We start from the raw sequence: 25937 nt of genomic DNA on the forward strand, positions 1-25937 counted from the left end.
TGTGTGTCATTTAGGGAAACTTCCTACAACTGCTGACGAAATGCCTGAACTCGTTCTGTAGTCCTTTTCTATCCAATGTGCCCTCGATTATTCCCGGGATTGAGAGGCACATGAAACGGTTAGAGAAGCAAGTAGGTTGGGCGGTACTGGCGTTGAGTTGGGTATCGATGAACATCAATGCGGCACCTATCACCGTTCCGCCCGGGCAGACCGTTGAAATCGGCGAAGGAAGCGGGGTCTTCGAGTTCAATCTGAACGCCTCGGGCCTGATGATCAGTGCGGGCGGTGAGACTGGCCGCATTTTTGCCGATAACAAGTCCTGGCTCGAGATGGACGGCGGCAAGATCACCGCAACAGGCGCACCTGCCGTTGCGCTTTTCAATAGCAGCGCTGTCATCAATGACAGCGTCATCATCGCCTCCGCCAATCCAGCGAACCCAGGCGCCAGCAGCTTCGGCATCCGCCTGTCGGGCTTCGAGCAGGCCTCCAGCGCTCAGGTCAGCAACAGCTTCGTGTCCGGGATCGATCGCGGCATCAACGTGACGGACAGCGCGACATTGGTGCTGAGCAACTCTCGCGTAGAGGGGCACGCAGGCAGTTCCGGTAGCGGCTTTGTCACTGGCGGGGCAGGTCTGGTGGTGGCAGGGGCCTACGCGTCGATCAACCAGAATAGTCTGGTGCAAGGCGACAACAATGGCTTGGTCACCTGGGCTGATGCAACTGGGGCGCTGGAGGTATCGCCACGTACGGAAGTCGATAATTCCACGATTGCAGGGATCAATGGCAGTGCGATTGTCATCACCCATTCAGGGAGCGCCGACAAGGACGTGTTTGTGGATATCCGCAACCATTCCACGCTGTCCGGGGGCAATGGCGTTGCGCTGGAAATCACAAACGACGCAACGGGCTATGTCGGTGTGGACAACAGCCAGCTGGTTGGCGATGTACAGGTCGCGCAGGGATCCACCGGGCACTTTACGCTTTCCAACAACGCCAGCCTGACCGGCAACATCGCCAACGCCACATCGCTCGCAGTCGATAACACCTCCAGCTGGGTGATGGAAGGTGATTCCAGTGTCGGCAAACTCGACTTGAACGGTGGCTCGGTTGACCTTCGCGGCAAGACGGAAGGTTTCCACACGCTCAGCGTTAACGAGTTGTCTGGCTCGGGTACATTCGCCTTGGGCACTGACCTGGCGGACCAACAAGGAGACTTCCTGAACGTTGCTGGCCGCGCAACGGGCACCCATCGGCTACAGGTGCAGAACAGCGGGATCAATCCACTCCAAGGTGCGTCACCTCAACAGATCGTGCACACCGGCAGCGGCGATGCGCAGTTTTCGCTGATTGGCGACAAAGTCGACTTCGGCACCTACGCCTACCAGTTGGAGCAACAGAAAAACGCTACCGGCGGTGCTGACTGGTCGCTGGTGCAAACCGAAGAAGTGTCGGCGGGCTCGCGCTCGGTGATCGGCCTGTTCAGCGCCGCGCCGACCGTCTGGTACGGCGAGTCCGCGACCCTGCGCAGCCGCATGGGCGAACTGCGCAATGGCGAGGATTCAAGTGGCGGCTGGATGCGTGCGTATGGCAATAAATACACCATGTCCGCCGGAGGTGGCGTGGCATACAGGCAGAACCAGCAGGGGCTTTCCTTCGGTGCCGATGCGCCGCTGCCGAGCAGCAACGGCCAGTGGCTTATGGGTTTGATGGGCGGCTACAGCAAGTCCGACCTGGACCTGCAGGAAGGCACCACCGGCAAGGTCGACAGTTACTACGTTGGCGCCTACACCACTTGGCTGGCTGATGATGGCTTCTACATCGATGCGCTGATCAAGGCCAACCGCTTTCAGAATTCATCGGACGTGGTGATGCGCGACGGCGAAAAATCCAAGGGCGACTACACCAATCATGGCGTAGGTGTCTCGGTCGAAGCGGGCAAGCACATCAAGATGAACGACGAATGGTTTGTCGAGCCGTTTGCCCAGGTTTCGGGACTGTGGGTCAGTGGCCAGGACTACAAGCTGGACAATGGTATGGAGGCCAGCAGCAATCAGGCTGACTCTCTGTTAGGCAAAGTGGGTACGTATGTCGGTCGAAAGTTTGCGCTCGACGAGGGCGGGTTCGTACAGCCATACGTGAAAGTGGCTGCCGCTCATGAGTTCGTCAGCAGCAATCAGGTCAGCATTAACGGAAACCGCTTCCATAATGATCTTTCTGGTTTCCGTGGTGAACTGGGCGCGGGCGTCGCGGCGCAACTGACGGACGTCCTGTCCGTGCATGCGGATGTGGACTACATGAAGGGCAGCAATATTGAGCAGCCTTGGGGGGTGAATGTCGGCGTTCGCTACAACTGGTGACGCGACGCAACTCATGACCGAATGACAAAGGGGCTGCTGATGGCCCCTTTTTTAGTCGTCGTTTAATTTGGCAATGGGCGGCCTTCTTTTACTTGCAAACAGGTCTGGGCAGCATCAGGTTTACGGCGCTCTGCGCGCCTTGGCTCGGGGCGGCAAAAAAACTGCTTTACCCAGTCGGGACAACGGCCGACCCTCAACTCAATCGGCCTACCCCCTACTCGCTGGCAGAGGATTGCCGTATAACGAGCAACAATCGCGTGTTTGGCAACGAAGGACCCCTAATAAAAGCTGATGAAGACTCCTAAACGCATTGAACCCCTGATCGAAGACGGTCTGGTCGACGAGGTGCTGCGCCCGCTCATGAGCGGCAAAGAGGCAGCTGTTTATGTGGTGCGCTGCGGCAAAGAGCTTCGCTGCGCGAAGGTTTACAAGGAGGCCAACAAACGAAGTTTCCGCCAGGCTGCGGAGTACCAGGAGGGCCGCAAGGTCCGCAACAGCCGCCAGGCCCGCGCCATGGCCAAGGGGTCGAAGTTTGGCCGCAAGGAAACCGAAGACGCGTGGCAGAACGCTGAAGTGGCGGCGCTGTTCCGTCTGGCCGGGGCCGGCGTGCGAGTACCCAAGCCGTACGACTTCCTTGAGGGCGTACTGCTCATGGAGATGATCTGCGACGAGTATGGCGATGCGGCGCCGCGTCTGAATGACGTGACGCTGGAGCCGGATCAGGCGCGTGAGTACCACGCGTTCCTGATTCAGCAGATCGTGCTGATGTTGTGTACCGGTCTGGTGCACGGTGACCTGTCCGAGTTCAACGTGCTGCTCACGCCAACCGGGCCGGTCATCATTGACCTGCCGCAGGCCGTGGACGCTGCGGGGAACAACCACGCATTCAGCATGCTGGAGCGCGACGTCGGCAACATGGCATCGTACTTTGGTCGTTTTGCGCCAGAGCTCAAGAAGACTCGCTACGCCAGGGAAATGTGGTCTTACTACGAAGCTGGCACCTTGTCGCCCGCAACAGTGCTGACCGGCGAGTTTGACGAGCCAGAAGAGGACGCTGACGTTGGGGGTGTGCTGCGCGAGATTGAAGCGGCACGGCTGGATGATGCAAGGCGTCAGGCAGCACGTGCTGCAGACGACGCGCCACCTGGAAAAACCGAAGAACCGCCTCCGCCCTGGATGCAGTGATCGACCCAGAAAAAACCCGGCTCAGGCCGGGTTTTTTCGTTGCACGCTAATAATTCAAATCTGCTTTCTTCAGGTACATCCCGTTTGGCCCGGACGCGATGCGGTATTTCAGAACGTCCCCCGCATTGATGTGCAGACGCGTGTTGTTCTGAGCCTCAATGCCCGGCGAGCAGCCCGGCGTCTGCCCCGGGAGCACCCGCAAGCGCACGGACAGGTCGCCGGCTGGCAGATTGAATGAGCGCGACTCCTCTTGGTACAGGCGGCCGACCAATTGGTCCTGCATGAAGATTCCGATTTCGCAGGAAGTGGAAACCTCCAGGCGCTCGCGGGAAATGATCAGCACGCCATAGTCCTGATCGGCGTGGGCCCAGGATGCGCACGCCAACAGGCCGGCAAAACCTGCAATACGAAAGGCTGACCAGCGCATGGCTGAATCTCCTGATATGACGGTTGTAGTCGCACTCTGGCGCAGAGTGCAGATGAACGCCAGCCCGGCAGATCCTCCGGAAACTTGACCTTGCCCCGACGGGAAGGTCTTAGATAGCGCCATCGCGTGTTTTCGATGAGAAGAGGAGTCAGCACATGCAGGTATTCAAGGTCCAAGGCATGACCTGCGCGCATTGCGTGCGAGCCGTCACCAATGCCATCCAGGGGCAAGACCCCACGGCACAGGTGCAGGTTGATCTGGCCAAAGGCGAGCTGAAAGTCCAGAGCCAGCTTGGCGCCGAGCAGATTGTGGAATTGATCGAAGAAGAAGGTTACGCCACGACGCGCACATAGCAGGGCTGGCCTCTTCCCGGCTAAAGCCAGTCCTACAGAACCGTCGCGCGCATCGTAGGACCGGCTTCAGCCGGGAAGGCCCCCGGCATCACATTGAATAATTCAGGCGCCTGCTACTCAATAGTGATACCACTTCAGCTCCAGCATCACCTCATTCACCGGCGAAGTCAGCTGGCTGAAATCCCGCTGCGCGCTGAGCCGCAGGCCGAGGTTGCGCGACAGCTCCCATTGCTGGTTAAGGCTGATATTGCGTCGCACCTCACCGTTGGTGAAGTAATCGCCCTTGGTTTCCAGGCTGAAATTACCCAGCGGATTGCGCCACAGCACGCCGGTATTAAAACCCGCCGCCGGCGAAATCAATGCGGAGAAATCGTTGTTGTGCTCCACCCGCACCGTTCCCATCGCAAAGCCCAGCACGTCATCACCCAATTTCCACGTGCCGCCCGCGCCGCCGTTGACGTGACTGACCAGATTCTCGTCGCCATGCTTGCCGAGCACCCGCTCAAGGCCGCCCGCCACTTGCCATGACCACGGCTGCAATAGCTCATTGCGCGGAGTCAGCGAGCGGATGGTCGCCAGATCGAGCCGCTGCACCTGCCAATGGTTGTCTTCATACTGGCGCAGCTTGAGCTGCAGGATTTCGATCTGCGCACCCAGCGGGAAACCGTAGGCGTTGTCGTTCAAATCGTGATACGCCATGCGCAGGCCGTATTCGGCAAATGCCTTGTCATCCCGCGTGCCCGCACCCAGTTGCCAGGTGCGCGACTCATGCCCGTCCTCCGGCAGTCCCGGGCGCTCAATCTCCAGCGCAGGCGGCGGATTGGTGCTGATGGCGCGCAGCAGGTCATAGCTGCGTTGTGCGCTGGTCGGGTCACGTTCCTGGCCGTTGGCGCGATACCGCTCGAGCCTGTAGGCCGCGTCTTGAATCAATGCGCGACGTTCCTTCGGCAGCGCGGTGTATTCGGCGCTTTGCATCTGCTTCTGGTCCGCACTGACCTTCAAAACCCATTGCTGCTCGTCGTGATTCAACGGCTCGGCGCGGCTCAGCAGTTCGCGCTCCCTCGACGGGCGATACTCGATCTTCTCCACCAGACCCGCTTCCTTCACCGCGCGCACGGTGTCCGTGGGAATGGCCGTGAGACGAAACTGCGGCGTCAGGTCCAGGCTCGGGCGAGCCACTTGAAGCAGCTCAAGCAGACGATAGGAACAGTTTTCGTCGAAGAAGAAATACCCGAAGCGAATCTGTTTGAGTTCCCACACGTGCTCGACCATGCGCCGGGTCTCTTCCGTCGTCAGGTTGAGGCGGTATTCCCACAGGTCCCGATTCTCAAGACTCCGGTACTCGGAAAGCTTCTCCTGATACGGCACCAGCGCGAACAACCCGGGGTAGCCACCCGCCAGGCCTTTCCACGCATACAGAATGCTGTTGTCGGAGCCTTCGATGTACGCGCCGAAATTGATCGCGTAGCTGAGCAAGGCGGTCTTGTTGGCCTGCACGTCTGCCTGATCGATGCGCAGCAGCGTGTGGCCGAACATGGAGGACGGGCTGTTGAGGTACGCCGCCGGGAAAATCAGCACCGTGCTGTCCGGGGCCACATCGGAAAACCATTTGTTGAATTCTGCGCAGTCAACGGCAGGCAGATCGGTCAGCTTCAGTTCGTCACGCAAAAATCGCGTGCGAGAGGGGTAAACGCATTGCGGGTGTGCGTTTTCCTGGCCCTGGGTGACGGGGCGGTAGATCGCCTCAAGCGTCGCCGCGAGCTCGGCTTTGGGATCATGAGCGCCGTTCTGGGCGAGGAAGAATTTCGGATCATCGACATAGCTGCGCCAGCCGCCCAGCTTGCCGGCTTCGTAGTGCCCAATGGAGATCCAGAACCTGGAACTGGCCAGTTGCTGCAAACGATCATTGTCGACGTGAGGCGCGGCGGACAGCGGGGCGCAGACACACAGCACCAGCCAGGCAAGGCGTTTGAGCATAGATAGGCAACTAGTCAGAAATGGGCAGGGCGGAGAACCTGCCTTCCGGGGAGGAAGGCAGGCGGCACGACTTTAAGCTTGGGTCGCGTATTTAGCCAGTGTCGGATCGTTCTTCAGGACGTCGATGGTGTTGGTGTGAACATCTTCAGCAGTGGCATCGGCCTTGGTGAAGATCTGCTGATAGTGCTCGTGGGTGACTGCGGCGAAATGCGCACGGTCTTCCGGTGCAACGCCCAACACGACCGCGTACGTGGTCAGTGCTTCGCCTTGGCCCATGGCCATGTCTTTGGAGAGCTCATCCATCATGCCGTTCATTGCAATCCAGGATTTGCCGCCGTAGGTCAGCGCGCTGTTGGTGGAGCAACCGTTGGTGCCCGAGGTCATGCCGAAGGTGGCGTTGCCCGAAGTACCGTTGGTGGTGGAAGCGAGGAAGTGAGCGGGAGTGCCGCGTTGACCTTCAAACAGCATGTTGCCCCAACCGCAGTCCGGACCGCCAGGCGCTTGAGCCATGGCGTTGATGGACACAGCGGCGAAGAGAGTACCAAGAAGAATCCGTTTCATAGCTTTAGTCTCTGTTGTTTCAACCAAGGGTCGGATTCCTGGCCGGTAGGGCGCCAGGGCGAACCGGTTATTTAAATTGTTACCGGTCGCGCAAGTTGGAGTTTAGGCACGATATGAACGTTCCGTGAGTAATTGCAGATTGTTGCGTGTAATCCGCCTCCGCCGGGTGTGTAGGCCGGTTCCTCATACGGAGAAGCGATCAGGTGGTTCATGCCTTGCCAGTGCGGTGCGGCGAGCGCCAGAATGCTCCCATCTGCCCCGCCTGATGTAAGGATGTCCGATGCCCGATTCTGTTGCTGCCAGCTTGCGACTCGCGCCCGAAGCGCTGACCCGTCCCTTTTCCGCTGAACAGTTCAGCTTCACGACAACCAACGATCTGGAACCCTTTCGCGGCGTGCTCGGCCAGGAACGAGCGGTCGAAGCCCTGCAGTTCGGCGTCGCCATGCCGCGCCCTGGCTACAACGTCTTCGTGATGGGCGAGCCCGGCACCGGGCGCTTTTCCTTCGTCAAGCGCTACCTCAAGGCCGAAGCCAAACGCATGCAAACGCCGTCGGACTGGGTGTACGTCAACAATTTCGACGACGCCCGTGAGCCGCGCGCCCTGGAACTGCCGCCCGGCAGCGCCAGCGCTTTCATCGCCGACATCAACGGACTGATCGACAACCTGCTGTCGACGTTTCCTGCGGTGTTCGAGCATCCGTCCTACCAGCAGAAGAAGAGCGCGATCGACCGCGCCTTCAATCAGCGCTACGACCGCGCCCTCGATGTCATTGAGCGTCTTGCGCTGGAAAAGGACATCGCGCTTTACCGCGACAACACCAACATCGCCTTCACCCCGATGCTCGAAGGAAAGGCGCTGGACGAGGCCGAGTTTTCGCAACTGCCGGAAGCCGAGCGCGAGCGTTTTCACACTGATATTTCGGCGCTGGAAGAGCGGTTGAATGAAGAGCTCGCCAGCCTGCCGCAGTGGAAACGCGAGTCCAACAACCAGATGCGTGAGCTCAATGAGGAAACCATCATCCTCGCGCTCCAGCCGCTGCTGGCACCGTTGTCCGAGCAGTACGCCGAAAACGCCGCAGTGTGCGCCTACCTTCAGGCCGTGCAGGTCAACCTGCTTAAAACCGTGGTCGAACAACTGGTCGACGACAGCAAGACCGATGCTCAGGCGCGCAAGCTGCTTGAAGAGCAATACTGCCCAAGCCTGATGGTCGGTCATTCCGCAAGCGGTGGCGCGCCGGTGGTGTTCGAACCGCACCCGACCTATGACAACCTCTTCGGCCGCATCGAATACAGCACTGATCAGGGCGCGCTTTACACCACCTACCGTCAGCTGCGCCCCGGCGCATTTCACCGCGCCAACGGCGGCTTCCTGGTGCTGGAAGCCGAGAAAATGCTCAGCGAGCCGTTTGTGTGGGACGCCCTCAAGCGCTCCCTGCAATCGCGCAAGCTGAAGATGGAAGCGCCGCTGGGTGAACTGGGTCGTCTGGCCACCGTGACCCTGACCCCGCAGACCATCCCGTTGCAGGTCAAAGTCATCATCATTGGTGCGCGGTCGCTGTATTACACGCTGCAGGACCTCGATCCGGACTTCCAGGAGATGTTCCGGGTGCTGGTGGACTTCGACGAAGACATTCCGATGGTCGACGAGAGTCTGGAGCAGTTCGCCCAGTTGCTCAAAACCCGGACCTCGGAGGAGGGCATGGCGCCCCTGACGGCGGATGCGGTCGCGCGGCTTGCCACGTACAGCGCGCGTCTCGCCGAGCATCAGGGGCGTTTGTCGGCGCGCATTGGCGATCTTTTCCAGCTGGTCAGCGAAGCCGACTTCATCCGCAGCGTCGCCGGTGACGAGCGCACTGATGCCGGGCACATCGAGCGCGCGCTGAAGGCAAAGGCCACGCGCACCGGTCGTGTGTCGGCCCGAATTCTCGATGACATGCTCGCTGGCATCATCCTGATCGACACCCACGGTGCGGCGGTCGGCAAATGCAACGGCCTGACAGTGCTGGAGGTGGGTGATTCCGCGTTCGGAGTACCAGCGCGGATCTCGGCGACGGTTTACCCGGGCGGCAGCGGCATCGTCGACATCGAGCGTGAGGTCAACCTGGGCCAGCCGATTCACTCCAAGGGCGTGATGATTCTCACCGGTTATCTGGGCAGCCGTTACGCCCAGGAATTCCCGCTGGCCATTTCCGCGAGCATCGCGCTGGAACAGTCCTACGGCTATGTCGATGGCGACAGCGCTTCCCTCGGCGAGGTCTGCACGCTGATTTCCGCACTGTCGAAAACCCCGCTCAAACAGTGCTTCGCCATCACCGGCTCGATCAATCAGTTCGGCGAAGTTCAGGCGGTGGGCGGCGTCAACGAGAAGATCGAAGGCTTCTTCCGACTCTGTGAAGCCCGCGGTCTTACCGGCGATCAAGGCGCAATCATCCCTCACGCCAACGTCGCCACGCTGATGCTCGACGAGCGCGTGCTGCAAGCCGTGCGTGCCGGGCAGTTCCACGTGTACGCCGTGCGTCAGGTGGATGAGGCGCTGAGCCTGCTGGTGGGTATGCCGGTGGGAGAAGCAGACAAGGACGGTCAATTCCCCGACGATTCGGTCAACGGCAGGGTGGTGGACCGTCTGCGCGACATCGCTGAAATGCTCAGCGACGACGACCTCAAAGAGCTCGAAAAGGAGGCGCCACAATTACAGCCCGAGCTGAAAAGCTAGGCCTTTGACGTCAATGAAACGGGGCGCTTGATGGCCAAATGACCATTCGGCGCCCTTTTCGTTTTCGCGCTTTTCCAACGGGGTATTTGTTCGATATTGTCGGGTTGCAGCAGTTGTCAAAGGGACTGACGCGTTTCCCTCGCTATGCGAAGGAGATGAATACTGCAATCAATGAGGAGCTCGCCATGCCGCGCAGCCTCTGTCTTACCCGCCAATGCCTGGGTCTGGTGACCCGAATCGAATGTGTTGTACGCCCGCTGTCAGGCGATAAAGGAATGTGGACCTTGTTGTTCGCCGCCGGGATGTCTGGCGAACAGCCCTCCGCACTCAAGGCTCAGGGACCGTTTCATGGGCCGATTGCTGCCGAATCGGTGCTTGATGCGATTGCCGAAAGCCTCCTGATGCATGGTTATCAAACGGCGGAGGAGATCCCGATCTGGGGCCTTCACCTTCAGGGGGAGCTGCGAAGAATCAACAGCGACGCCGCCGTGGGTCAGCGGACGTCTCCCGCCAACTGACCCCTGCGTTTCGATGCATTCCGCGTTTGCTTTGTGCTACCTGCAGACGCGGATCGTCCGGCGCTTCCGGCGTCGGATCTGGCGTTATTGTTTCAACTCTTTTCACCGTGGGTTGTGCTAATCGGCCTTCGCCCTATACTCGCGGGCTTTTAAATTATCTGTGAGCTTCAATGGAACGTTTTATCGAAAATGCCATGTACGCATCGCGCTGGTTGCTGGCGCCGATCTACTTTGGTTTGTCTCTGGGGCTTCTGGCGCTGGCGCTGAAGTTTTTCCAGGAAATCTTTCACATCATCCCCAATGTATTCGCGCTGGCGGAGTCTGATCTGATCCTGGTGCTGCTGTCGTTGATCGACATGGCGCTGGTCGGCGGGCTGCTGGTTATGGTGATGATCTCCGGGTACGAGAACTTCGTGTCCCAGCTGGATATCGACGAAGGCAAAGAAAAGCTCAACTGGCTGGGCAAGATGGATTCTTCGTCCCTGAAGATGAAAGTCGCTGCGTCCATCGTCGCGATTTCGTCCATTCACCTGTTGCGGGTGTTCATGGACGCCAAGAACATCGAGCCGCAGTACCTCATGTGGTACGTGATCATCCACATGACCTTTGTTGTGTCGGCCTGCGCCATGGGCTTTCTGGACAAAGTCACCAAGCACTGATCGACTTCCTGCGGCCCGCGAGGATTTGCCATGAACCTTCAGGAACTCATTTCCCACGCCAGCACCGGTGGTGTTGAAGAGCTGAATCTGATCTCCATCGAAGGCGGCATTTACTTACTGGAAGCAAGGATGCAGGGCGTCGCGCATCGTTTGGTCGATGCGCAGAACAAGGCTTTGCACCTGCGCTCAGTCGAGCATGCGCGCGAACTGCTGCAGCCGGTTGCGCCGATGCCGTTCCATCTGGTCCACGCCGTGGTTCACGACGAAATGTGCGGTGGGCACGACAACCTGAATCAGGACGTCAAAATTCCCCTGGCCTTTCGATCCGCCTGGTAGTGGTTACGGGTATTACGCTTTGTGCTAGGCTGCCCGGCCTTTAAATACGGGCGCCCGAGGGCGCTCTTCAGCGGAGCAGTCTCATGTCCGAAGTCAATCTGTCCACCGACGAAACCCGCGTCAGCTACGGTATTGGCCGTCAACTGGGCGACCAACTGCGTGACAACCCGCCACCGGGCGTTGACCTGGACGCTATTCTGGCTGGCCTGACCGACGCTTTCGCCGGCAAGCCGAGCCGCGTTGGCCAGGAAGAAATGGGCGCGAGCTTCAAAGTCATCCGCGAAATCATGCAGGCCGAAGCAGCTGCCAAAGCTGAAGCAGCGGCTGGCGCTGGCAAGGAATACCTGACTGAGAACGCCAAGCGTGACGGCGTGACCACTCTGGCCTCCGGTCTGCAGTATGAAGTGATCACGGCAGGCGAAGGCGCTCAGCCGACCCGCGAAAGCAACGTACGCACCCATTACCACGGCATGCTGATCGACGGCACCGTGTTTGATAGCTCCTACGATCGTGGCGAGCCGGCTGAATTTCCGGTCGGCGGCGTGATTCCAGGCTGGACCGAGGCCCTTCAGTTGATGAAAGCCGGCAGCAAATGGCGTCTGTACGTTCCTAGCGAACTGGCCTACGGCGCTCAGGGCGTAGGCAGCATTCCGCCGCACAGCGTTCTGGTATTCGACGTCGAGCTGCTCGACGTTCTGTAAGGTTCTGTAGCGACCGCGTCATGCATCGACATATGCCGAGTCAGCCCGCGCTGGCTCGGCATTGTCGTTTTATCTCTTCCATCAATGCAGTTCACTGCCCGGACGCAATGCCCGCGCATAACAGAACAGAAACAGACTTCGCACCATCTCCTTCTGAATGCCGGGTTCGCTTGAACTCAGACTGCTGACATCCAGATCACCCTGATCGCGTAATTCGTCGAGCGCCTCTTCCTCCAGCACCGCGCACACTTGGCCTGTCTCACGATCGAGGATGCGCAGGTAGGGCTGTGGCCGATCAAGCCAGGCATCAATCAGATACGTCATGTGATTCTCCTTAAAATGTTTCAATGAGAATAATTCTTATCTGAGGAATAGCAAGGATCTATTTGAGATTAATTCGCATTGGCTGTATTCGCAGTGGGGCGGCCCTGGATCGCAGGCAACAAAAAGCCCGTCACGTGGACGGGCTTTCGGTGGAGCAGGGCGGCGATCAGTGCGTGCGAGCGACCGCAAATTCACTCAATTCGATGAGAGCGTCGCGATAAATGCTCGGTGGCAGCACATCTAGGCAGGCAATGGCGCGAGCGATGTAGTCGCGTGCGAGCTGGGCGGTGTACTCGAGGGAACCTGACTGCTCCACGGCATTGCGGATGCTTTCGAGATCTTCCAGGCCACCCTTTTGAATGGCCTGACGGACCAGCGCGGCCTGTTCAGGAGTGCCTTCGCGCATGGTGTAGATCAGCGGCAGGGTAGGCTTGCCTTCGGCGAGGTCGTCGCCGACGTTCTTGCCAAGGGTTTCCGCATCGCCGCGATAGTCCAGCAGGTCGTCGACCAGCTGGAATGCCACGCCGAGATGATCACCGAAGGTGCGCAGGGCTTCGCTCTGCTCCGGACCGGCGTTGGCCAGAGCAGCTGCGCTGTGGGTCGACGCTTCAAAGAGCATCGCGGTTTTGCCGCGGATGACTTCCATGTAGGTTTCTTCGGTGGTGCTGGCGTCGCGCACCTTGGACAGCTGCAACACTTCGCCCTCTGCGATGACCCGAGTGGCCTTCGACAGGATCTGCATCACTGGCATCGAGCCGAGTTCGACCATCATCTCGAATGAACGCGAATACAGGAAGTCACCCACCAGCACGCTCGGCGCGTTGCCCCACATTGCATTGGCAGTCGAGCGACCACGGCGCATGCCGGACATGTCCACCACGTCGTCGTGAAGCAGGGTCGCGGTGTGCAGGAATTCAATGGTCGCCGCCAACAGGCGCAGGTCATCACCGCCAGAGCCCAGCGCTTTGCCGCATAACAGAACGAGCAACGGGCGCAGACGTTTACCGCCAGCAGAAGTGATGTAGTCGCCGATTTTGGAGACCAGCGGCACGCGCGATGTCAGCTGCTTCTTGATAATGTGGTCGACGGCTGTAAAGTCGTCCGCCACAGCGGTGTAGAAGGCTTGGGGTTGCATCAGCGAGACGTGCTCCAGAAGGGTTGCGCGGCATGCTAGGTTGCAGGCCCAACCCTGTCAAGGCGTGACATAACGCAGCTTGCAAGGCGTTGATCGCTTGCGTACAATCGCGCACCCTAACTTCCTGGGCAGCACCTGCCTTACGCAATTGCATGTCGGCCTTCCAGCCTTGTGCAGCCATGCCAGCCAATACCTCTTCCTATAAAGAGCTGGGTGAGCAGGATTATCGGAGATACACCATGTCTTATGCAGTAATCGTTACTGGCGGCAAGCAATACAAGGTCGCCCCAGGTGAATACCTGAAGATTGAAAAACTGGAAATCGCTACCGGCGAATCCGTCACTTTTGATCGCGTTCTGTTGGTTGCCAATGGCGACGACGTGAACATCGGCGCTCCAGTTGTTGCAGGCGCTACCGTTGTGGCTGAAGTGATCTCCCAAGGTCGTCACGATAAAATCCGCATCATCAAGTTCCGTCGTCGTAAGCACCACATGAAGCGTATGGGCCACCGCCAGTGGTACACCGAGATCAAAATCACCGGTATTCAGGCTTAATTTCAGCCTAATCCTCACTAGGAGAATTGACTCATGGCACACAAAAAAGCTGGTGGTAGTACCCGTAACGGTCGCGACTCAGAAGCCAAACGCCTTGGCGTGAAGATGTATGGCGGCCAGGTTATCGTTCCGGGCAACATCATCGTGCGTCAGCGCGGCACCCAATTCCACGCTGGCTACGGCGTTGGTATGGGCAAGGATCACACCCTGTTCGCTAAAGTCGAAGGCGTGATCAAGTTCCAGGTTAAAGGCGCCTTCGGTCGTCGCTATGTAAGCATCGTGCCAAAGACTGAAGTCGCGGCATAATCTTGCGTTCAGGGGGTGTGAGGGCCTCGCCTTCACGCCTCCTGAGCTGAAAAGCCCTGTCGATGACAGGGCTTTTTCGTTTGTAGAAGGTCCTGTTTCTGGTGAGTCTCTTGCAAAGCTGTTTGTGTGGGCCGTTGTGGTGTGAAGTCGCTGGTTTTTGATCGGTATCGCAACGCTCATCTTTGCAAGAGCCTTATGAATTTATGTTGTTTGCTCGTCTTTGTGACGGGAGGCGTGCGCTATGAAATTTGTTGATGAAGTATCCATTCGAGTAAAGGCCGGTGATGGCGGTAACGGTTGCATGAGCTTCCGTCGCGAAAAATTCATCGAGAACGGTGGTCCCAACGGCGGTGATGGCGGTGACGGAGGCTCGATCTACATGGTCGCCGACGAAAACCTCAATACCCTGGTCGACTACCGCTACACCCGCCATTTCGACGCCGAGCGCGGTTCGAACGGCGGCAGCACCGACTGCACCGGTCGCAAGGGTGAAGAGCTGGTACTGCGCGTGCCGGTCGGCACTACCGTGATCGACGCCGGTACCCAGGAAGTCATCGGCGACCTGACCAAGGCGGGTCAGCGTCTGCTGGTTGCCCATGGCGGCTGGCACGGTCTGGGTAATACGCGCTTCAAATCCAGTACCAACCGTGCACCGCGTCAGACCACGCCGGGCAAGCCGGGTGAGCAGCGTGACCTCAAGCTTGAGCTGAAAGTACTGGCTGACGTCGGTCTGCTCGGCTTGCCGAACGCTGGCAAGAGCACCTTCATTCGTTCGGTGTCGGCTGCCAAGCCCAAGGTTGCTGATTACCCGTTCACGACTCTGGTGCCGAATCTGGGTGTCGTCAGTGTCGATCGCTGGAAAAGCTTCGTCGTTGCCGATATTCCCGGCTTGATCGAAGGCGCCTCCCACGGCGCCGGCCTGGGGATTCGTTTCCTCAAGCACCTGGCGCGTACGCGTCTGCTGCTGCACCTCGTCGACATGGCGCCGCTGGACGACAGCAGTGCGCCGGATGCGGCTGAGGTCATTGTCACCGAGCTGTTCAAGTTCAGTCCTGCGCTGGCCGATCGTGACCGCTGGCTGGTGCTGAACAAGTGCGACCAGATCCTCGAAGAAGAGCACGAGGCCCGCAAGCAGGAGATCATTGATCGCCTGGAGTGGACTGGCCCTGTCTACGTGATCTCGGCCATTGCCAAAGAAGGCACCGATCGCCTGACCCACGACATCATGCGCTATCTCGAAGACCGCGCTGATCGTCTGGCCAATGACCCGGCCTACGCTGCCGAGCTGGCTGAATTGGATCAGCGCATCGAAGACGAAGCCCGCGCCCAGTTGCAGGCGCTGGATGACCAGCGTGCCTTGCGCCGCAGCGGCGTGAAGAGCGTCCATGACATCGGTGACGACGATTGGGATGAGGAAGACGTGGAAGACGAAGATGGTCCGGAAATCATTTACGTCCGCGACTGATCGACTGAAGTAAACTACGACGCCGCTCTTGAAGCGGCGTTTTGGTATCTAGAATTCGGACTCTCTGGCTTAAGGTTGAAAGATCATGCGGAGCAAGGTGACAGGTGCCCAGCGTTGGGTGGTGAAGATCGGAAGTGCGCTGCTGACAGCGGACGGCAAGGGTCTGGATCGCAACGCGATGGGTGTTTGGGTTGAGCAGATGGTCGCCCTGCATGAAGCAGGTGTTGAACTGGTCCTGGTGTCATCCGGCGCGGTAGCGGCCGGCATGAGCCGTCTGGGCTGGACTGCGCGACCGAGCGCCATGCATGAGCTCCAGGCGGCCGCCGCGATTGGTCAGATGGGCCTGGTGCAAGCGTGGGAATCCAGCTTCGCCGAGCATCAGCGGCACACTGCGCAGATTCTGCTGACCCACGACGATCTGTCTGACCGCAAGCGCTACCTGAACGCCCGAAGCACCTTGCGCACCCTGGTTGAGCTGGGTGTCATCCCTGTCATCAATGAAAACGACACGGTCGTCACCGACGAAATTCGGTTCGGCGACAACGACACGCTGGCGGCGCTGGTTGCCAACCTGGTTGAAGCTGATCTGTTGGTCATCCTGACCGACCGCGATGGCATGTTCGATGCCGACCCTCGCAACAATCCCGAGGCGCAGCTCATCTATGAAGCGCGCGCCGATGACCCTGCCCTTGATGCCGTGGCCGGCGGCACCGGCGGTGCGTTGGGTCGTGGCGGCATGCAGACCAAATTGCGTGCTGCGCGACTCGCCGCCCGTTCCGGCGCGCACACCGTGATTGTGGGGGGGCGCATCGAGCGCGTGCTGGCGCGTCTGAAAGCCGGTGAGCGCCTGGGAACGTTGCTTTCACCGGAGCGCGAAATGCTCGCCGCTCGCAAGCAGTGGCTGGCCGGGCATCTGCAGACCCGTGGCACGCTGGTGCTGGATGAGGGGGCGGTGAAGGCATTGACCGAAAGCCACAAGAGCCTGTTGCCGGTCGGCGTCAAGCTGGTGCAAGGCAGTTTCCGTCGTGGCGAGATGGTGGTGTGCGTGGCGGCTGACGGTCGCGAGATTGCCCGGGGTCTCAGCAATTACAGCGCCCTGGAAGCGCAAAAGATCATTGGCCTGCCTTCCGACGCTATCGTCAGGGAACTGGGTTACATGGCTGAGCCTGAGCTCGTGCACCGTGACAACCTGATTCTGGTCTGAAGTGCATCATCAAAAGAAGGAAGCATACATGCGAGTCATGAAAGGGCTGGTAGGCGCGTTGCTGATGTTGCCGTTACTGGCGTCAGCTGAAGAGATCGGCCAGGTATCGACCGTGTTCAAGATGGTGGGGCCTAACGATCGGATCGTGGTCGAAGCCTTTGACGACCCTAAGGTCGATGGCGTGACCTGCTATCTGTCCCGTGCGAAGACCGGTGGGGTGAAGGGCGGCCTGGGTTTGGCTGAAGACCGTGCAGAGGCGTCCATCGCATGCCGGCAGGTCGGTCCCATTCATTTCAAAGAGCAATTGAAAGACGGTGACGAGGTGTTCAAGGAACGGACCTCGCTGGTGTTCAAAACCATGCAGGTCGTGCGATTCCTGGACAAGAAGCGCAATACGCTGGTGTACCTCGTCTACAGCGACAAGGTCATCGAAGGCAGTCCGCAGAATGCCGTGACCGCGATCCCGATTCTGCCATGGACGCCAGCTCCGGCGCCTTGATGCTGAAGCGCTAAATCGAAGGCAATAAAAAACCGACCCTGAGGTCGGTTTTTTAACAAGCGAATCGCTTAGGCTGCAGCAGCAAGGTTCAGAGCCTTGATGTGGCCATTCAAGCGACCTTTATGGCGAGCAGCTTTGTTCTTGTGGATGATGCCTTTATCGGCCATACGGTCGATAACTGGCACGGCCAGAACATAAGCAGCTTGCGCTTTTTCAGCGTCTTTAGCGTCGATGGCTTTAACTACATTCTTGATGTAGGTACGAACCATGGAACGCATGCTGGCGTTGTGGCTGCGACGCTTCTCAGCCTGTTTTGCACGTTTTTTGGCGGAAGGTGTGTTGGCCACCGTCGAGCTCCTCGAAAGACTTGGGAAATAGCTAACAAAATAGGCCGCGAATCATGCCGATGAGATTGACGCTTGTCAAGGGCAGTTGATGCGTTCCGCTGAGTGGTCGCCGTGTGGTGCCGAGGTGATTTCTTTCCGGCGTGCGACCTGTAAACTCGCGGGCTTTGGCTCTGAGCTGTTTTGCGGCGCGGAGTATCGCATATATGGAACGCGCTTTGGCGCTTCCTTTGGTCAGGCGCACAACCTTTCGATGAATCTACTCAAATCGCTTGCCGCCGTTAGCTCTATTACGATGCTTTCGCGGGTGCTGGGCTTTGTCCGCGACACCATCATCGCGCGCGCATTCGGCGCCGGCATGGCTACCGATGCCTTCTTTATTGCCTTCAAACTGCCCAATCTGCTGCGCCGGATCTTCGCCGAAGGCGCTTTCTCCCAAGCGTTCGTGCCGATCCTTGCTGAATACAAAAGCCAGCAGGGCGAAGAAGCAACCCGCACATTTGTCGCGTATGTCACCGGCCTGCTGACGTTGGCGCTGGCGATCGTCACTGTATTGGGCGTCGTGTTTGCTCCTTGGGTCATCTGGGCAACTGCGCCGGGGTTTGCCGATACGCCCGAGAAATTCCAGCTGACTTCGGACCTGTTGCGGGTGACCTTTCCTTATATATTGCTCATCTCGCTGTCGTCGCTGGCTGGCGCGATCCTCAATACGTGGAATCGCTTTTCCGTTCCGGCGTTCGTGCCGACGCTGCTCAATCTGGCGATGATCTTTTTCGCCCTGTTTCTAACGCCTTATTTCCACCCGCCCGTGATGGCGCTGGGGTGGGCGGTGCTGGCGGGCGGGCTGCTACAGCTTCTTTATCAACTGCCGCACCTGAAAAAGATCGGAATGCTGGTGCTGCCGCGCCTGAATCTTCGCGACACCGGAGTCTGGCGAGTAATGAAGCAAATGCTGCCGGCCATGCTCGGCGTCTCTGTCAGTCAGATTTCGCTGATCATCAACACGATATTTGCGTCGTTTCTTGTTGCCGGATCAGTGTCGTGGATGTACTACGCCGACCGTCTGATGGAGTTGCCTTCCGGTGTGCTCGGCGTGGCATTGGGGACGATTCTTCTGCCGATTCTCTCGAAAACCTACGCCAGTCGGGATCGCCAGGAGTATTCGCGCATTCTGGACTGGGGCCTGCGTCTGTGTTTTCTGCTGGTGCTGCCTTGCATGCTGGCGCTCGGACTGCTCGCCGAGCCGCTGACCGTCTCGCTGTTCCAGTACGGCAAGTTCGACGGTGAAGATGCCGCGATGACCCAGCGTGCGCTGGTCGCGTATTCGGTGGGGCTGCTGGGCATCATCGTGATCAAGGTGCTCGCGCCGGGCTTTTATGCTCAACAAAATATCCGCACGCCGGTGAAAATCGCGATCTTCACCCTCATAGTGACTCAGCTGTTCAACCTGCTTTTCGTCTACGTCATTCACTTGGCTCATGCCGGTCTGGCGCTGGCGATCAGTGTGGGCGCATGCCTGAACGCTTTGCTGTTGTTCTGGCAGCTGCGCAAGCAGGATCTGTTTCAGCCGCAGCCGGGGTGGCCGGTGTTCCTGGGCAAGCTGATTGTCGCCGTGGCCATCATGTCCGCGGTGCTGCTGGGCCTGATGCATGTGATGCCGGCCTGGTCGGACGGTGAGATGCTGCAGCGATTTCTGCGCCTGGGCGCGTTGGTGCTGGCAGGCGTCGTGGCGTATTTCGGCTCTCTGCTGGTGTTGGGTTTCCGGGTCAGGCATTTTGCTCGCAAGGCGATCCTGTAGGATCAGTCGTCGTTTTCTGCCGGTTAACGTCGATTGTTGTGGTTTGCCCGGATGTGTCGCCTGTCGTTGATGGCGGTGTGTGGTTATAATCGGCCACTTTATGAGCAAGAAGCGCGTTATGCAGCTGGTTCGAGGCCTTCACAATCTGCGCCCGCAGCACCGGGGCTGCGTCGCCACCATTGGCAATTTCGACGGTGTTCACCGGGGTCACCAGGCTATCCTGGCGAGACTGCGTGAGCGTGCCGTCGAGCTGGGCTTGCCCAGTTGTGTGGTGATCTTCGAACCGCAACCGCGCGAGTTCTTTGCTCCCGACACGGCGCCGGCCCGGCTGGCGCGACTGCGTGACAAGCTCGATCTGCTCGCTGCCGAGGGTGTTGATCTGGTGCTGTGTCTGGCATTCAACCAGCGCTTCAGCAAGCTCAGTGCATCGGAGTTTGTCGACACCGTGCTGATCGATGGCCTGGGCGTGAAGCATCTGGAGGTCGGAGACGACTTCCGCTTTGGCTGCGACCGGATCGGTGATTTTGAATTCCTGCAAAAGGTAGGTGCCGAGAAGGGCTTTACCGTCGAGGCGGCACAGACTGTCGAGATCGACGGCTTCCGCGTCAGCAGCACCAAGGTGCGCACCGCGTTGGCCGCCGCAGACTTCACCCTTGCCGAGCATTTGCTGGGCCGTCCGTTCGAGATATCCGGCCGCGTGCTGCATGGCCAGAAACTGGCGCGTCAGTTGGGTACACCCACCGCCAACGTGCAACTCAAACGTCGTCGCGTGCCATTGACCGGTGTCTATCTGGTCAGCGCGCAGATTGACGGCAAGGTATGGCCGGGCGTTGCCAACATTGGCGTGCGTCCTAGCGTGGCGGGCGATGGGCGTCCCCACCTGGAGATTCACCTTCTGGATTTTACCGGCGATATCTATGGCCGGCGTTTGACGGTGGTATTCCACCAGAAGCTGCGTGATGAGCAGCGCTTTGCCTCCCTTGAGGCGCTCAAGACGGCGATCGATGCGGATGTCGCTGCCGCTCGTGCCCACTGGCACGATCAACCGCTAAACTTTAGAGCCTGAAATGACCGACTACAAAGCCACGCTTAATCTTCCGGACACCGCCTTCCCGATGAAGGCCGGCCTGCCCCAGCGCGAGCCGCAAACTCTGCAGCGCTGGGACAGCATTGGCCTGTACCAGAAGCTGCGCGAAATTGGCAAGGATCGGCCCAAGTTCGTGCTGCACGACGGGCCTCCTTACGCCAACGGCAATATCCACATCGGTCACGCCGTCAACAAGATTCTCAAGGACATGATCGTGCGCTCGAAGACCCTGTCGGGCTTCGACGCGCCTTACGTGCCGGGGTGGGATTGCCACGGTCTGCCGATCGAGCACAAGGTCGAAGTCACCCACGGCAAAAACCTGCCTGCGGACAAGACCCGCGAGCTGTGCCGTGCGTATGCGGGCGAACAGATCGAAGGGCAAAAAGCCGAATTCATTCGTTTGGGCGTGCTCGGCGACTGGGACAACCCGTACCGCACCATGGACTTCGCTAACGAGGCCGGAGAAATCCGCGCGTTGGCCGAAATGGTCAAGAACGGCTTCGTGTTCAAGGGCCTGAAGCCAGTCAACTGGTGTTTCGACTGCGCCTCGGCACTGGCTGAAGCGGAAGTCGAATATCAGGACAAGAAATCGTCCACCATCGATGTGGCCTTCCCGGTTGCTGATGCCGACAAGCTCGCCGCCGCCTTCGGTCTGCCAAGCCTGAACAAGCCCGCTGCCATCGTGATCTGGACCACCACCCCGTGGACCATCCCGGCAAACCAGGCGCTCAACGTTCACCCGGAATTCACCTACGCGCTGGTCGATACCGGCGAGCGTCTGCTGGTGCTTGCCGAAGAGCTGGTTGAGTCCTGCCTGAAGCGTTGGAATCTCGAAGGTTCGGTGCTGGCGACCGCCGAGGGTTCAGCACTTGAGCTGATCAACTTCCGTCATCCGTTCTACGATCGTCTGTCGCCCATCTATCTGGCCGACTACGTGGAGCTGGGCGCGGGTACCGGTGTCGTTCACTGCTCGCCGGCCTATGGCGTCGATGACTTTGTGATCTGCAAAGCCTACGGCCTGACCAACGACGACATCATCAGCCCGGTGCAGAGCAACGGCGTGTACAGCCCGTCGCTGGAGTTCTTTGGTGGCCAGTTCATCTTCAAGGCCAACCAGCCCATCATCGACAAGCTGACCGAAGTCGGCGCGTTGTTGCACACCGAGACCATCACCCACAGCTACATGCACTGCTGGCGTCACAAGACCCCGCTGATCTACCGCGCCACCGCGCAGTGGTTCGTCGGCATGGACAAGCAGCCGACTTCGGGCGACACGCTGCGCAATCGCGCCGTTAAAGCCATCGAAGAAACCAAATTTGTCCCGGCGTGGGGGCAGGCGCGCCTGCACTCGATGATCGCCAACCGCCCTGACTGGTGCATCTCCCGTCAGCGTAACTGGGGCGTGCCGATCCCGTTTTTCCTGAGCAAGGAAAGCGGCGAGCTGCACCCGCGAACCGTCGAGCTGATGGAAGAAGTCGCTCAGCGTGTGGAGCAGGAAGGCATCGAAGCCTGGTTCAAAATGGACGCTGCCGAGCTGCTGGGTGACGAAGCGCCGCACTACGACAAGATCTCCGACACTCTGGACGTCTGGTTCGATTCCGGCACCACGCACTGGCACGTCCTGCGCGGCTCGCACCCCATGGGCCACGAAACCGGCCCACGCGCCGACTTGTACCTGGAAGGCTCGGACCAACACCGTGGTTGGTTCCACTCATCGCTGCTGACCGGTTGCGCCATCGACAATCACGCGCCGTACCGCGAATTGCTCACCCATGGTTTTACCGTGGATGAGAACGGCCGCAAGATGTCCAAGTCGCTGGGTAACGTCATCGCGCCGCAGACCGTCAACGACACGCTCGGCGCCGACATCATGCGTCTTTGGGTTTCGGCGACTGACTATTCCGGCGAAATGGCCGTCTCCAACACCATTCTGCAGCGTAGCGCCGATGCGTACCGTCGCATCCGCAACACCGCGCGCTTCCTGCTCTCGAACCTGACCGGCTTCAACCCGGCCACCGACTTGCTGCCCGCCGAAGACATGCTGGCGCTGGATCGCTGGGCCGTGGATCGCGCGCTGCTGCTGCAACGTGAGCTGGAAGAGCACTACGGCGAGTACCGTTTCTGGAACGTCTACTCGAAGGTGCACAACTTCTGTGTGCAGGAGCTGGGCGGTTTCTACCTCGACATCATCAAGGATCGCCAATACACCACCGGCGCCAACAGCAAGGCGCGTCGTTCCTGCCAGACCGCGCTGTTCCACATCTCCGAAGCGCTGGTTCGCTGGATCGCACCGATTCTGGCGTTTACCGCCGATGAGCTGTGGCAGTACCTGCCGGGCGAGCGTAACGAGTCGGTCATGCTCAATACCTGGTATCAGGAGCTGAGTGAGCTGCCGGAAGGCTTCGAGCTGGATCGCGCCTACTGGGAGCGGATCATGGCGGTGAAGGTGGCGGTCAACAAGGAAATGGAAAACCTGCGCGCGGCCAAGGCCATCGGCGGCAACTTGCAAGCCGAAGTTACGCTGTACGCCGAAGACGCGCTGGTAGCGGATCTCTCCAAGCTCAGCAATGAGCTGCGTTTCGTGCTCATCACCTCGACGGCCAGCGTCGCGCCTTTCGTCAGCGCGCCTGCCGATGCCGTGGTTACCGAAGTGGCCGGTCTGAAGCTAAAGGTCGTCAAATCCGGCCACGCCAAGTGCGCGCGCTGCTGGCATCACCGTGAGGACGTCGGGGTCGATCCTGAACATCCGGAAATCTGCGGCCGTTGCGTCGACAACATCAGCGGCGCAGGCGAGGTTCGTCACTATGCCTAATGCATCAGCTGGCCGCATGGGCCGACTGGGTTGGTTGTGGTTGAGCGTGCTGGTGGTGGTCATTGACCAGGCCAGCAAGTTCTACTTCGAAAATCGCCTGGAGTTGTACGAGCAGATCGTCATCCTTCCCGACTACTTCAGTTGGATGCTGGCCTACAACACCGGTGCTGCGTTCAGTTTTCTGGCCGACAGTTCCGGCTGGCAGCGCTGGTTGTTTGCGTTGATTGCGGTCGTGGTGAGTGTTGTGCTGGTGGTCTGGCTCAAGCGGCTCGGGCGCGACGAAACCTGGCTGGCGATTGCCCTTGCCCTTGTATTGGGCGGGGCGCTCGGCAATCTGTATGACCGAATCGTCGTCGGCCATGTCATAGACTTCATCTTCGTGCATTGGAAACAACACGGCTTCCCGGCCTTCAATGTCGCGGACAGCGCCATTACCGTTGGCGCGATCATGCTGGCTCTGGACATGTTCAAGAGCAAGAAAACCGGAGAAACCGTCAATGACTGATCAGTTGGTGACCGAACAGGCTACTCAGGAAACACGGATCGGTCAGAACACGGAAGTCACTCTGCATTTCGCGCTTCACCTGGAAAACGGTGACACCGTCGACAGCACGTTCGACAAGGCGCCGGCGACCTTCAAGGTCGGCGATGGCAGCCTGCTTCCGGGCTTCGAAACGCTGATTTTCGGTTTCAAAGCCGGGGATAAGCGTACGCTGCAGGTGCCGCCGGAAAACGCTTTCGGTCAGCCGAACCCGCAAAACTTGCAGGTCATGCCGCGTTCGCAGTTCCAGAACATGGAGCTGTCCGAAGGACTGCTGGTGATCTTCAACGATGCGGCTAATACCGAACTGCCGGGCGTGGTGAAAGCAATAGACGATGATCATGTCACCGTCGATTTCAATCACCCGCTGGCGGGCAAGACGTTGACCTTTGAAGTGGAAATCTTCGAGGTGAGAGCACTCTGAGCATTGCCAGAGCGCCTGGCCCCGGCACAGTTCGGGGCCTTTTCGTTTATATGTTTCATTGCGCGTAGACACGAGGCACATCATGCAAATCAAACTCGCCAACCCACGCGGCTTCTGCGCCGGGGTGGACCGTGCGATCGAAATCGTCAATCGCGCGCTGGAAGTGTTTGGCCCGCCGATCTACGTGCGCCATGAAGTGGTTCATAACAAATTCGTCGTCGAAGACCTGCGCAGCCGTGGCGCGATCTTCGTCGAAGAGCTCGAGCAGGTGCCGGACGACGTCATCGTGATTTTCAGTGCCCACGGCGTGTCGCAGGCGGTGCGTACCGAGGCGGCAGGGCGCGGCCTGAAGGTGTTCGACGCCACATGTCCGCTGGTGACCAAAGTGCATATTGAGGTCGCGCGCTACAGCCGCGACGGCCGCGAGTGCATCCTGATCGGTCACGCCGGCCACCCTGAGGTCGAGGGCACGATGGGTCAGTACGACGCGAGCAACGGTGGCGCGATCTATCTGGTCGAAGACGAAGCCGACGTCGCCAACCTGCAGGTGAGCAATCCCGAGAACCTGGCTTTCGTGACCCAGACGACGCTGTCGATGGACGACACCAGCCGTGTGATCGACGCCTTGCGCGCACGGTTTCCGGCTATTGGCGGGCCGCGCAAGGACGATATCTGTTACGCCACCCAAAACCGTCAGGACGCGGTCAAGGTTCTGGCCGATGAGTGCGACGTGGTGTTGGTGGTGGGCAGCCCGAACAGCTCCAACTCCAATCGCCTGCGTGAACTGGCCGAGCGCATGTCGACCCCGGCCTATCTGATCGATGGCGCTGAAGACATGCAGCGCAGCTGGTTCGACGGCGTTGGCCGCATCGGCATTACCGCCGGTGCTTCGGCGCCTGAAGTCCTGGTGCGCGGCGTGATTCAGCAGCTGCACGCATGGGGTGCCACCGGCGAAGACGAGTTGGCCGGGCGCGAGGAAAACATCACCTTCTCGATGCCCAAAGAATTGCGCGTCAAATCGCTGCTGTAATCCGGTCATCCTGTCACCGCATCATGCACAGGGCTCGCTGCCGAATCCTTCGGATCGCAGCGTGACCCTGCCGGTCACCGCAATCGCCAACTGATAGCGACTGACAGGTGAGTCTTTGAGGCACACTGCCAGTGTGCCGTTGGCGTTGTTCAGCAGCCGCCCCGTGTTATCAAAGCCAATTCGCGCCGCCACTTTGCTGTTGCCGACGACCCTGACATTTCGGTGGCTGGCGAACTCGGTCAGTGACAGCTCGCCCTCGTCCTTGAACTGGTTGCGGTTGCTGTCAACGAACACGTTCCAGCCTCGGCTCCAGTCATTTTCCAGCGCCTGCATCACCACCGGCTGACTGCGCAGAATTGCCTCGGTCCTGGCCATTCGCAGCCCGCTGGCCAGTTGCTGGGCCGTGTCCTGACGGCGCTGTGAGTCGATCAATTGCCCGAAGGCGGGGATCGCCAGCGTGGCGACGATGCCGACAATCACCAGCCCTGCCAGCAGTTCTATCAGCGTCAATCCTTGCTGGTTCACGAGCGTCTTCCGTTGAGTGCGGCGCTCAAGGAAACACCTGCTCGGCCGCCCTGACAACCGGGTCGATTGTCAGCCGGTATGTCCGCAAGCCGCCGTTACACA

The 25937-nt window shown here is 59.4% G+C and carries 26 protein-coding genes; 19 read left to right on the plus strand and 7 right to left on the minus strand.

What is annotated here, in order from left to right; translation table 11 throughout:
- The first annotated feature begins 110 nt into the window (after positions 1-110).
- The gene (locus tag AC0Z8Z_RS11345) at positions 111-2357 is read left to right on the plus strand and encodes an autotransporter outer membrane beta-barrel domain-containing protein (RefSeq protein ID WP_485619168.1); all 2247 of its coding nucleotides are present in this window, start codon (positions 111-113) and stop codon (positions 2355-2357) included.
- A 291-nt stretch (positions 2358-2648) separates the two neighbouring features.
- Positions 2649-3542: a PA4780 family RIO1-like protein kinase gene (locus tag AC0Z8Z_RS11350; protein ID WP_122622716.1), complete on the plus strand. Its 894-nt coding sequence runs from the start codon at positions 2649-2651 to the stop codon at positions 3540-3542.
- Between the two features lie 46 nt (positions 3543-3588).
- Here the strand turns inward: AC0Z8Z_RS11350 and AC0Z8Z_RS11355 are convergent, their stop codons facing one another.
- Positions 3589-3969, minus strand: a complete 381-nt coding sequence (locus tag AC0Z8Z_RS11355) for a hypothetical protein (protein WP_205484840.1) — start codon at positions 3967-3969, stop codon at positions 3589-3591.
- A 155-nt stretch (positions 3970-4124) separates the two neighbouring features.
- Here AC0Z8Z_RS11355 and AC0Z8Z_RS11360 point away from each other — a divergent pair, with 155 nt between their 5' ends.
- Positions 4125-4322: a heavy-metal-associated domain-containing protein gene (locus tag AC0Z8Z_RS11360; RefSeq protein ID WP_485619169.1), complete on the plus strand. Its 198-nt coding sequence runs from the start codon at positions 4125-4127 to the stop codon at positions 4320-4322.
- A 117-nt stretch (positions 4323-4439) separates the two neighbouring features.
- Here AC0Z8Z_RS11360 and AC0Z8Z_RS11365 read toward each other — a convergent pair whose 3' ends face one another.
- Together AC0Z8Z_RS11365 and AC0Z8Z_RS11370 are read right to left on the minus strand one after the other, a co-directional pair.
- Entirely contained in the window at positions 4440-6299 is a 1860-nt protein-coding gene (locus AC0Z8Z_RS11365; RefSeq protein ID WP_485619170.1) for an Lnb N-terminal periplasmic domain-containing protein, read from the minus strand.
- A gap of 72 nt (positions 6300-6371) precedes the next feature.
- The gene (locus AC0Z8Z_RS11370; RefSeq protein WP_122535346.1) at positions 6372-6860 is read right to left on the minus strand and encodes a DUF3015 domain-containing protein; all 489 of its coding nucleotides are present in this window, start codon (positions 6858-6860) and stop codon (positions 6372-6374) included.
- Positions 6861-7140: 280 nt separating this feature from the next.
- Here AC0Z8Z_RS11370 and AC0Z8Z_RS11375 point away from each other — a divergent pair, with 280 nt between their 5' ends.
- The 5 genes from AC0Z8Z_RS11375 to bamJ all read left to right on the plus strand — a co-directional run bounded on the left by AC0Z8Z_RS11375 (position 7141) and on the right by bamJ (position 11787).
- The gene (locus AC0Z8Z_RS11375) at positions 7141-9573 is read left to right on the plus strand and encodes a Lon protease family protein (protein ID WP_485619171.1); all 2433 of its coding nucleotides are present in this window, start codon (positions 7141-7143) and stop codon (positions 9571-9573) included.
- Positions 9574-9758: 185 nt separating this feature from the next.
- A complete protein-coding gene (locus AC0Z8Z_RS11380; protein ID WP_172613027.1) occupies positions 9759-10091 on the plus strand; it encodes a PA4575 family protein in 333 nt (110 codons plus the stop codon).
- 170 nt (positions 10092-10261) lie between these two features.
- Positions 10262-10750 (plus strand): TIGR00645 family protein, encoded by a 489-nt coding sequence (locus tag AC0Z8Z_RS11385; protein ID WP_122535348.1) that lies wholly within the window; start codon positions 10262-10264, stop codon positions 10748-10750.
- 30 nt (positions 10751-10780) lie between these two features.
- Positions 10781-11086 carry a DUF6482 family protein gene (locus tag AC0Z8Z_RS11390; protein WP_485619172.1) on the plus strand — a complete coding sequence of 102 codons (306 nt, stop codon included), beginning with the start codon at positions 10781-10783 and terminating at the stop codon, positions 11084-11086.
- An 83-nt stretch (positions 11087-11169) separates the two neighbouring features.
- On the plus strand, positions 11170-11787 hold the full coding sequence (gene bamJ, locus AC0Z8Z_RS11395) for a BamJ family beta-barrel-assembly machinery protein (RefSeq protein ID WP_122535350.1): 618 nt from the start codon (positions 11170-11172) through the stop codon (positions 11785-11787).
- Positions 11788-11868: 81 nt separating this feature from the next.
- On the opposite strand, the gene AC0Z8Z_RS11400 is transcribed toward bamJ, so the two are convergent.
- Both AC0Z8Z_RS11400 and AC0Z8Z_RS11405 read right to left on the minus strand, forming a co-directional pair.
- Positions 11869-12111 (minus strand): PA4570 family protein, encoded by a 243-nt coding sequence (locus AC0Z8Z_RS11400; RefSeq protein ID WP_122535351.1) that lies wholly within the window; start codon positions 12109-12111, stop codon positions 11869-11871.
- Positions 12112-12277: 166 nt separating this feature from the next.
- Positions 12278-13246, minus strand: coding sequence for a polyprenyl synthetase family protein (locus AC0Z8Z_RS11405; protein WP_485619173.1), 969 nt, complete (start codon positions 13244-13246; stop codon positions 12278-12280).
- 239 nt (positions 13247-13485) lie between these two features.
- On the opposite strand from AC0Z8Z_RS11405, the gene rplU reads away from it, so the two are divergent.
- From rplU to AC0Z8Z_RS11430, 5 genes are all read left to right on the plus strand, one after another.
- Positions 13486-13800 carry a 50S ribosomal protein L21 gene (gene rplU / locus AC0Z8Z_RS11410; protein ID WP_003230856.1) on the plus strand — a complete coding sequence of 105 codons (315 nt, stop codon included), beginning with the start codon at positions 13486-13488 and terminating at the stop codon, positions 13798-13800.
- Between the two features lie 33 nt (positions 13801-13833).
- On the plus strand, positions 13834-14106 hold the full coding sequence (gene rpmA / locus AC0Z8Z_RS11415) for a 50S ribosomal protein L27 (protein ID WP_037015434.1): 273 nt from the start codon (positions 13834-13836) through the stop codon (positions 14104-14106).
- A 241-nt stretch (positions 14107-14347) separates the two neighbouring features.
- Entirely contained in the window at positions 14348-15571 is a 1224-nt protein-coding gene (cgtA, locus tag AC0Z8Z_RS11420) for an Obg family GTPase CgtA (RefSeq protein WP_122535353.1), read from the plus strand.
- 85 nt (positions 15572-15656) lie between these two features.
- Positions 15657-16775, plus strand: a complete 1119-nt coding sequence (proB, locus tag AC0Z8Z_RS11425) for a glutamate 5-kinase (protein ID WP_122535354.1) — start codon at positions 15657-15659, stop codon at positions 16773-16775.
- A gap of 28 nt (positions 16776-16803) precedes the next feature.
- Positions 16804-17274 (plus strand): CreA family protein, encoded by a 471-nt coding sequence (locus AC0Z8Z_RS11430; protein ID WP_108118986.1) that lies wholly within the window; start codon positions 16804-16806, stop codon positions 17272-17274.
- A 68-nt stretch (positions 17275-17342) separates the two neighbouring features.
- Here the strand turns inward: AC0Z8Z_RS11430 and rpsT are convergent, their stop codons facing one another.
- Positions 17343-17621, minus strand: a complete 279-nt coding sequence (rpsT, locus tag AC0Z8Z_RS11435) for a 30S ribosomal protein S20 (protein WP_037015424.1) — start codon at positions 17619-17621, stop codon at positions 17343-17345.
- A 250-nt stretch (positions 17622-17871) separates the two neighbouring features.
- Here rpsT and murJ point away from each other — a divergent pair, with 250 nt between their 5' ends.
- From murJ to ispH, 6 genes are all read left to right on the plus strand, one after another.
- On the plus strand, positions 17872-19416 hold the full coding sequence (gene murJ / locus AC0Z8Z_RS11440; RefSeq protein WP_122622724.1) for a murein biosynthesis integral membrane protein MurJ: 1545 nt from the start codon (positions 17872-17874) through the stop codon (positions 19414-19416).
- Between the two features lie 118 nt (positions 19417-19534).
- Entirely contained in the window at positions 19535-20482 is a 948-nt protein-coding gene (gene ribF, locus AC0Z8Z_RS11445) for a bifunctional riboflavin kinase/FAD synthetase (protein WP_485619174.1), read from the plus strand.
- A gap of 1 nt (position 20483) precedes the next feature.
- Positions 20484-23315: an isoleucine--tRNA ligase gene (ileS, locus tag AC0Z8Z_RS11450; RefSeq protein WP_485619175.1), complete on the plus strand. Its 2832-nt coding sequence runs from the start codon at positions 20484-20486 to the stop codon at positions 23313-23315.
- On the plus strand, positions 23308-23820 hold the full coding sequence (gene lspA / locus AC0Z8Z_RS11455; protein WP_485619176.1) for a signal peptidase II: 513 nt from the start codon (positions 23308-23310) through the stop codon (positions 23818-23820). The genes ileS and lspA overlap by 8 nt, the downstream gene beginning before the upstream one ends.
- Positions 23813-24280 (plus strand): FKBP-type peptidyl-prolyl cis-trans isomerase, encoded by a 468-nt coding sequence (gene fkpB, locus AC0Z8Z_RS11460; RefSeq protein ID WP_172610622.1) that lies wholly within the window; start codon positions 23813-23815, stop codon positions 24278-24280. Before lspA ends, fkpB begins: the two co-directional genes overlap by 8 nt.
- A gap of 82 nt (positions 24281-24362) precedes the next feature.
- A complete protein-coding gene (gene ispH, locus AC0Z8Z_RS11465; protein WP_122622728.1) occupies positions 24363-25310 on the plus strand; it encodes a 4-hydroxy-3-methylbut-2-enyl diphosphate reductase in 948 nt (315 codons plus the stop codon).
- Between the two features lie 21 nt (positions 25311-25331).
- On the opposite strand, the gene AC0Z8Z_RS11470 is transcribed toward ispH, so the two are convergent.
- Entirely contained in the window at positions 25332-25835 is a 504-nt protein-coding gene (locus AC0Z8Z_RS11470; protein ID WP_172610623.1) for a GspH/FimT family pseudopilin, read from the minus strand.
- Between the last annotated feature and the right edge of the window lie 102 nt (positions 25836-25937).

Source organism: Pseudomonas sp. 1L-C-7-B-C1 (assembly GCF_057291635.1).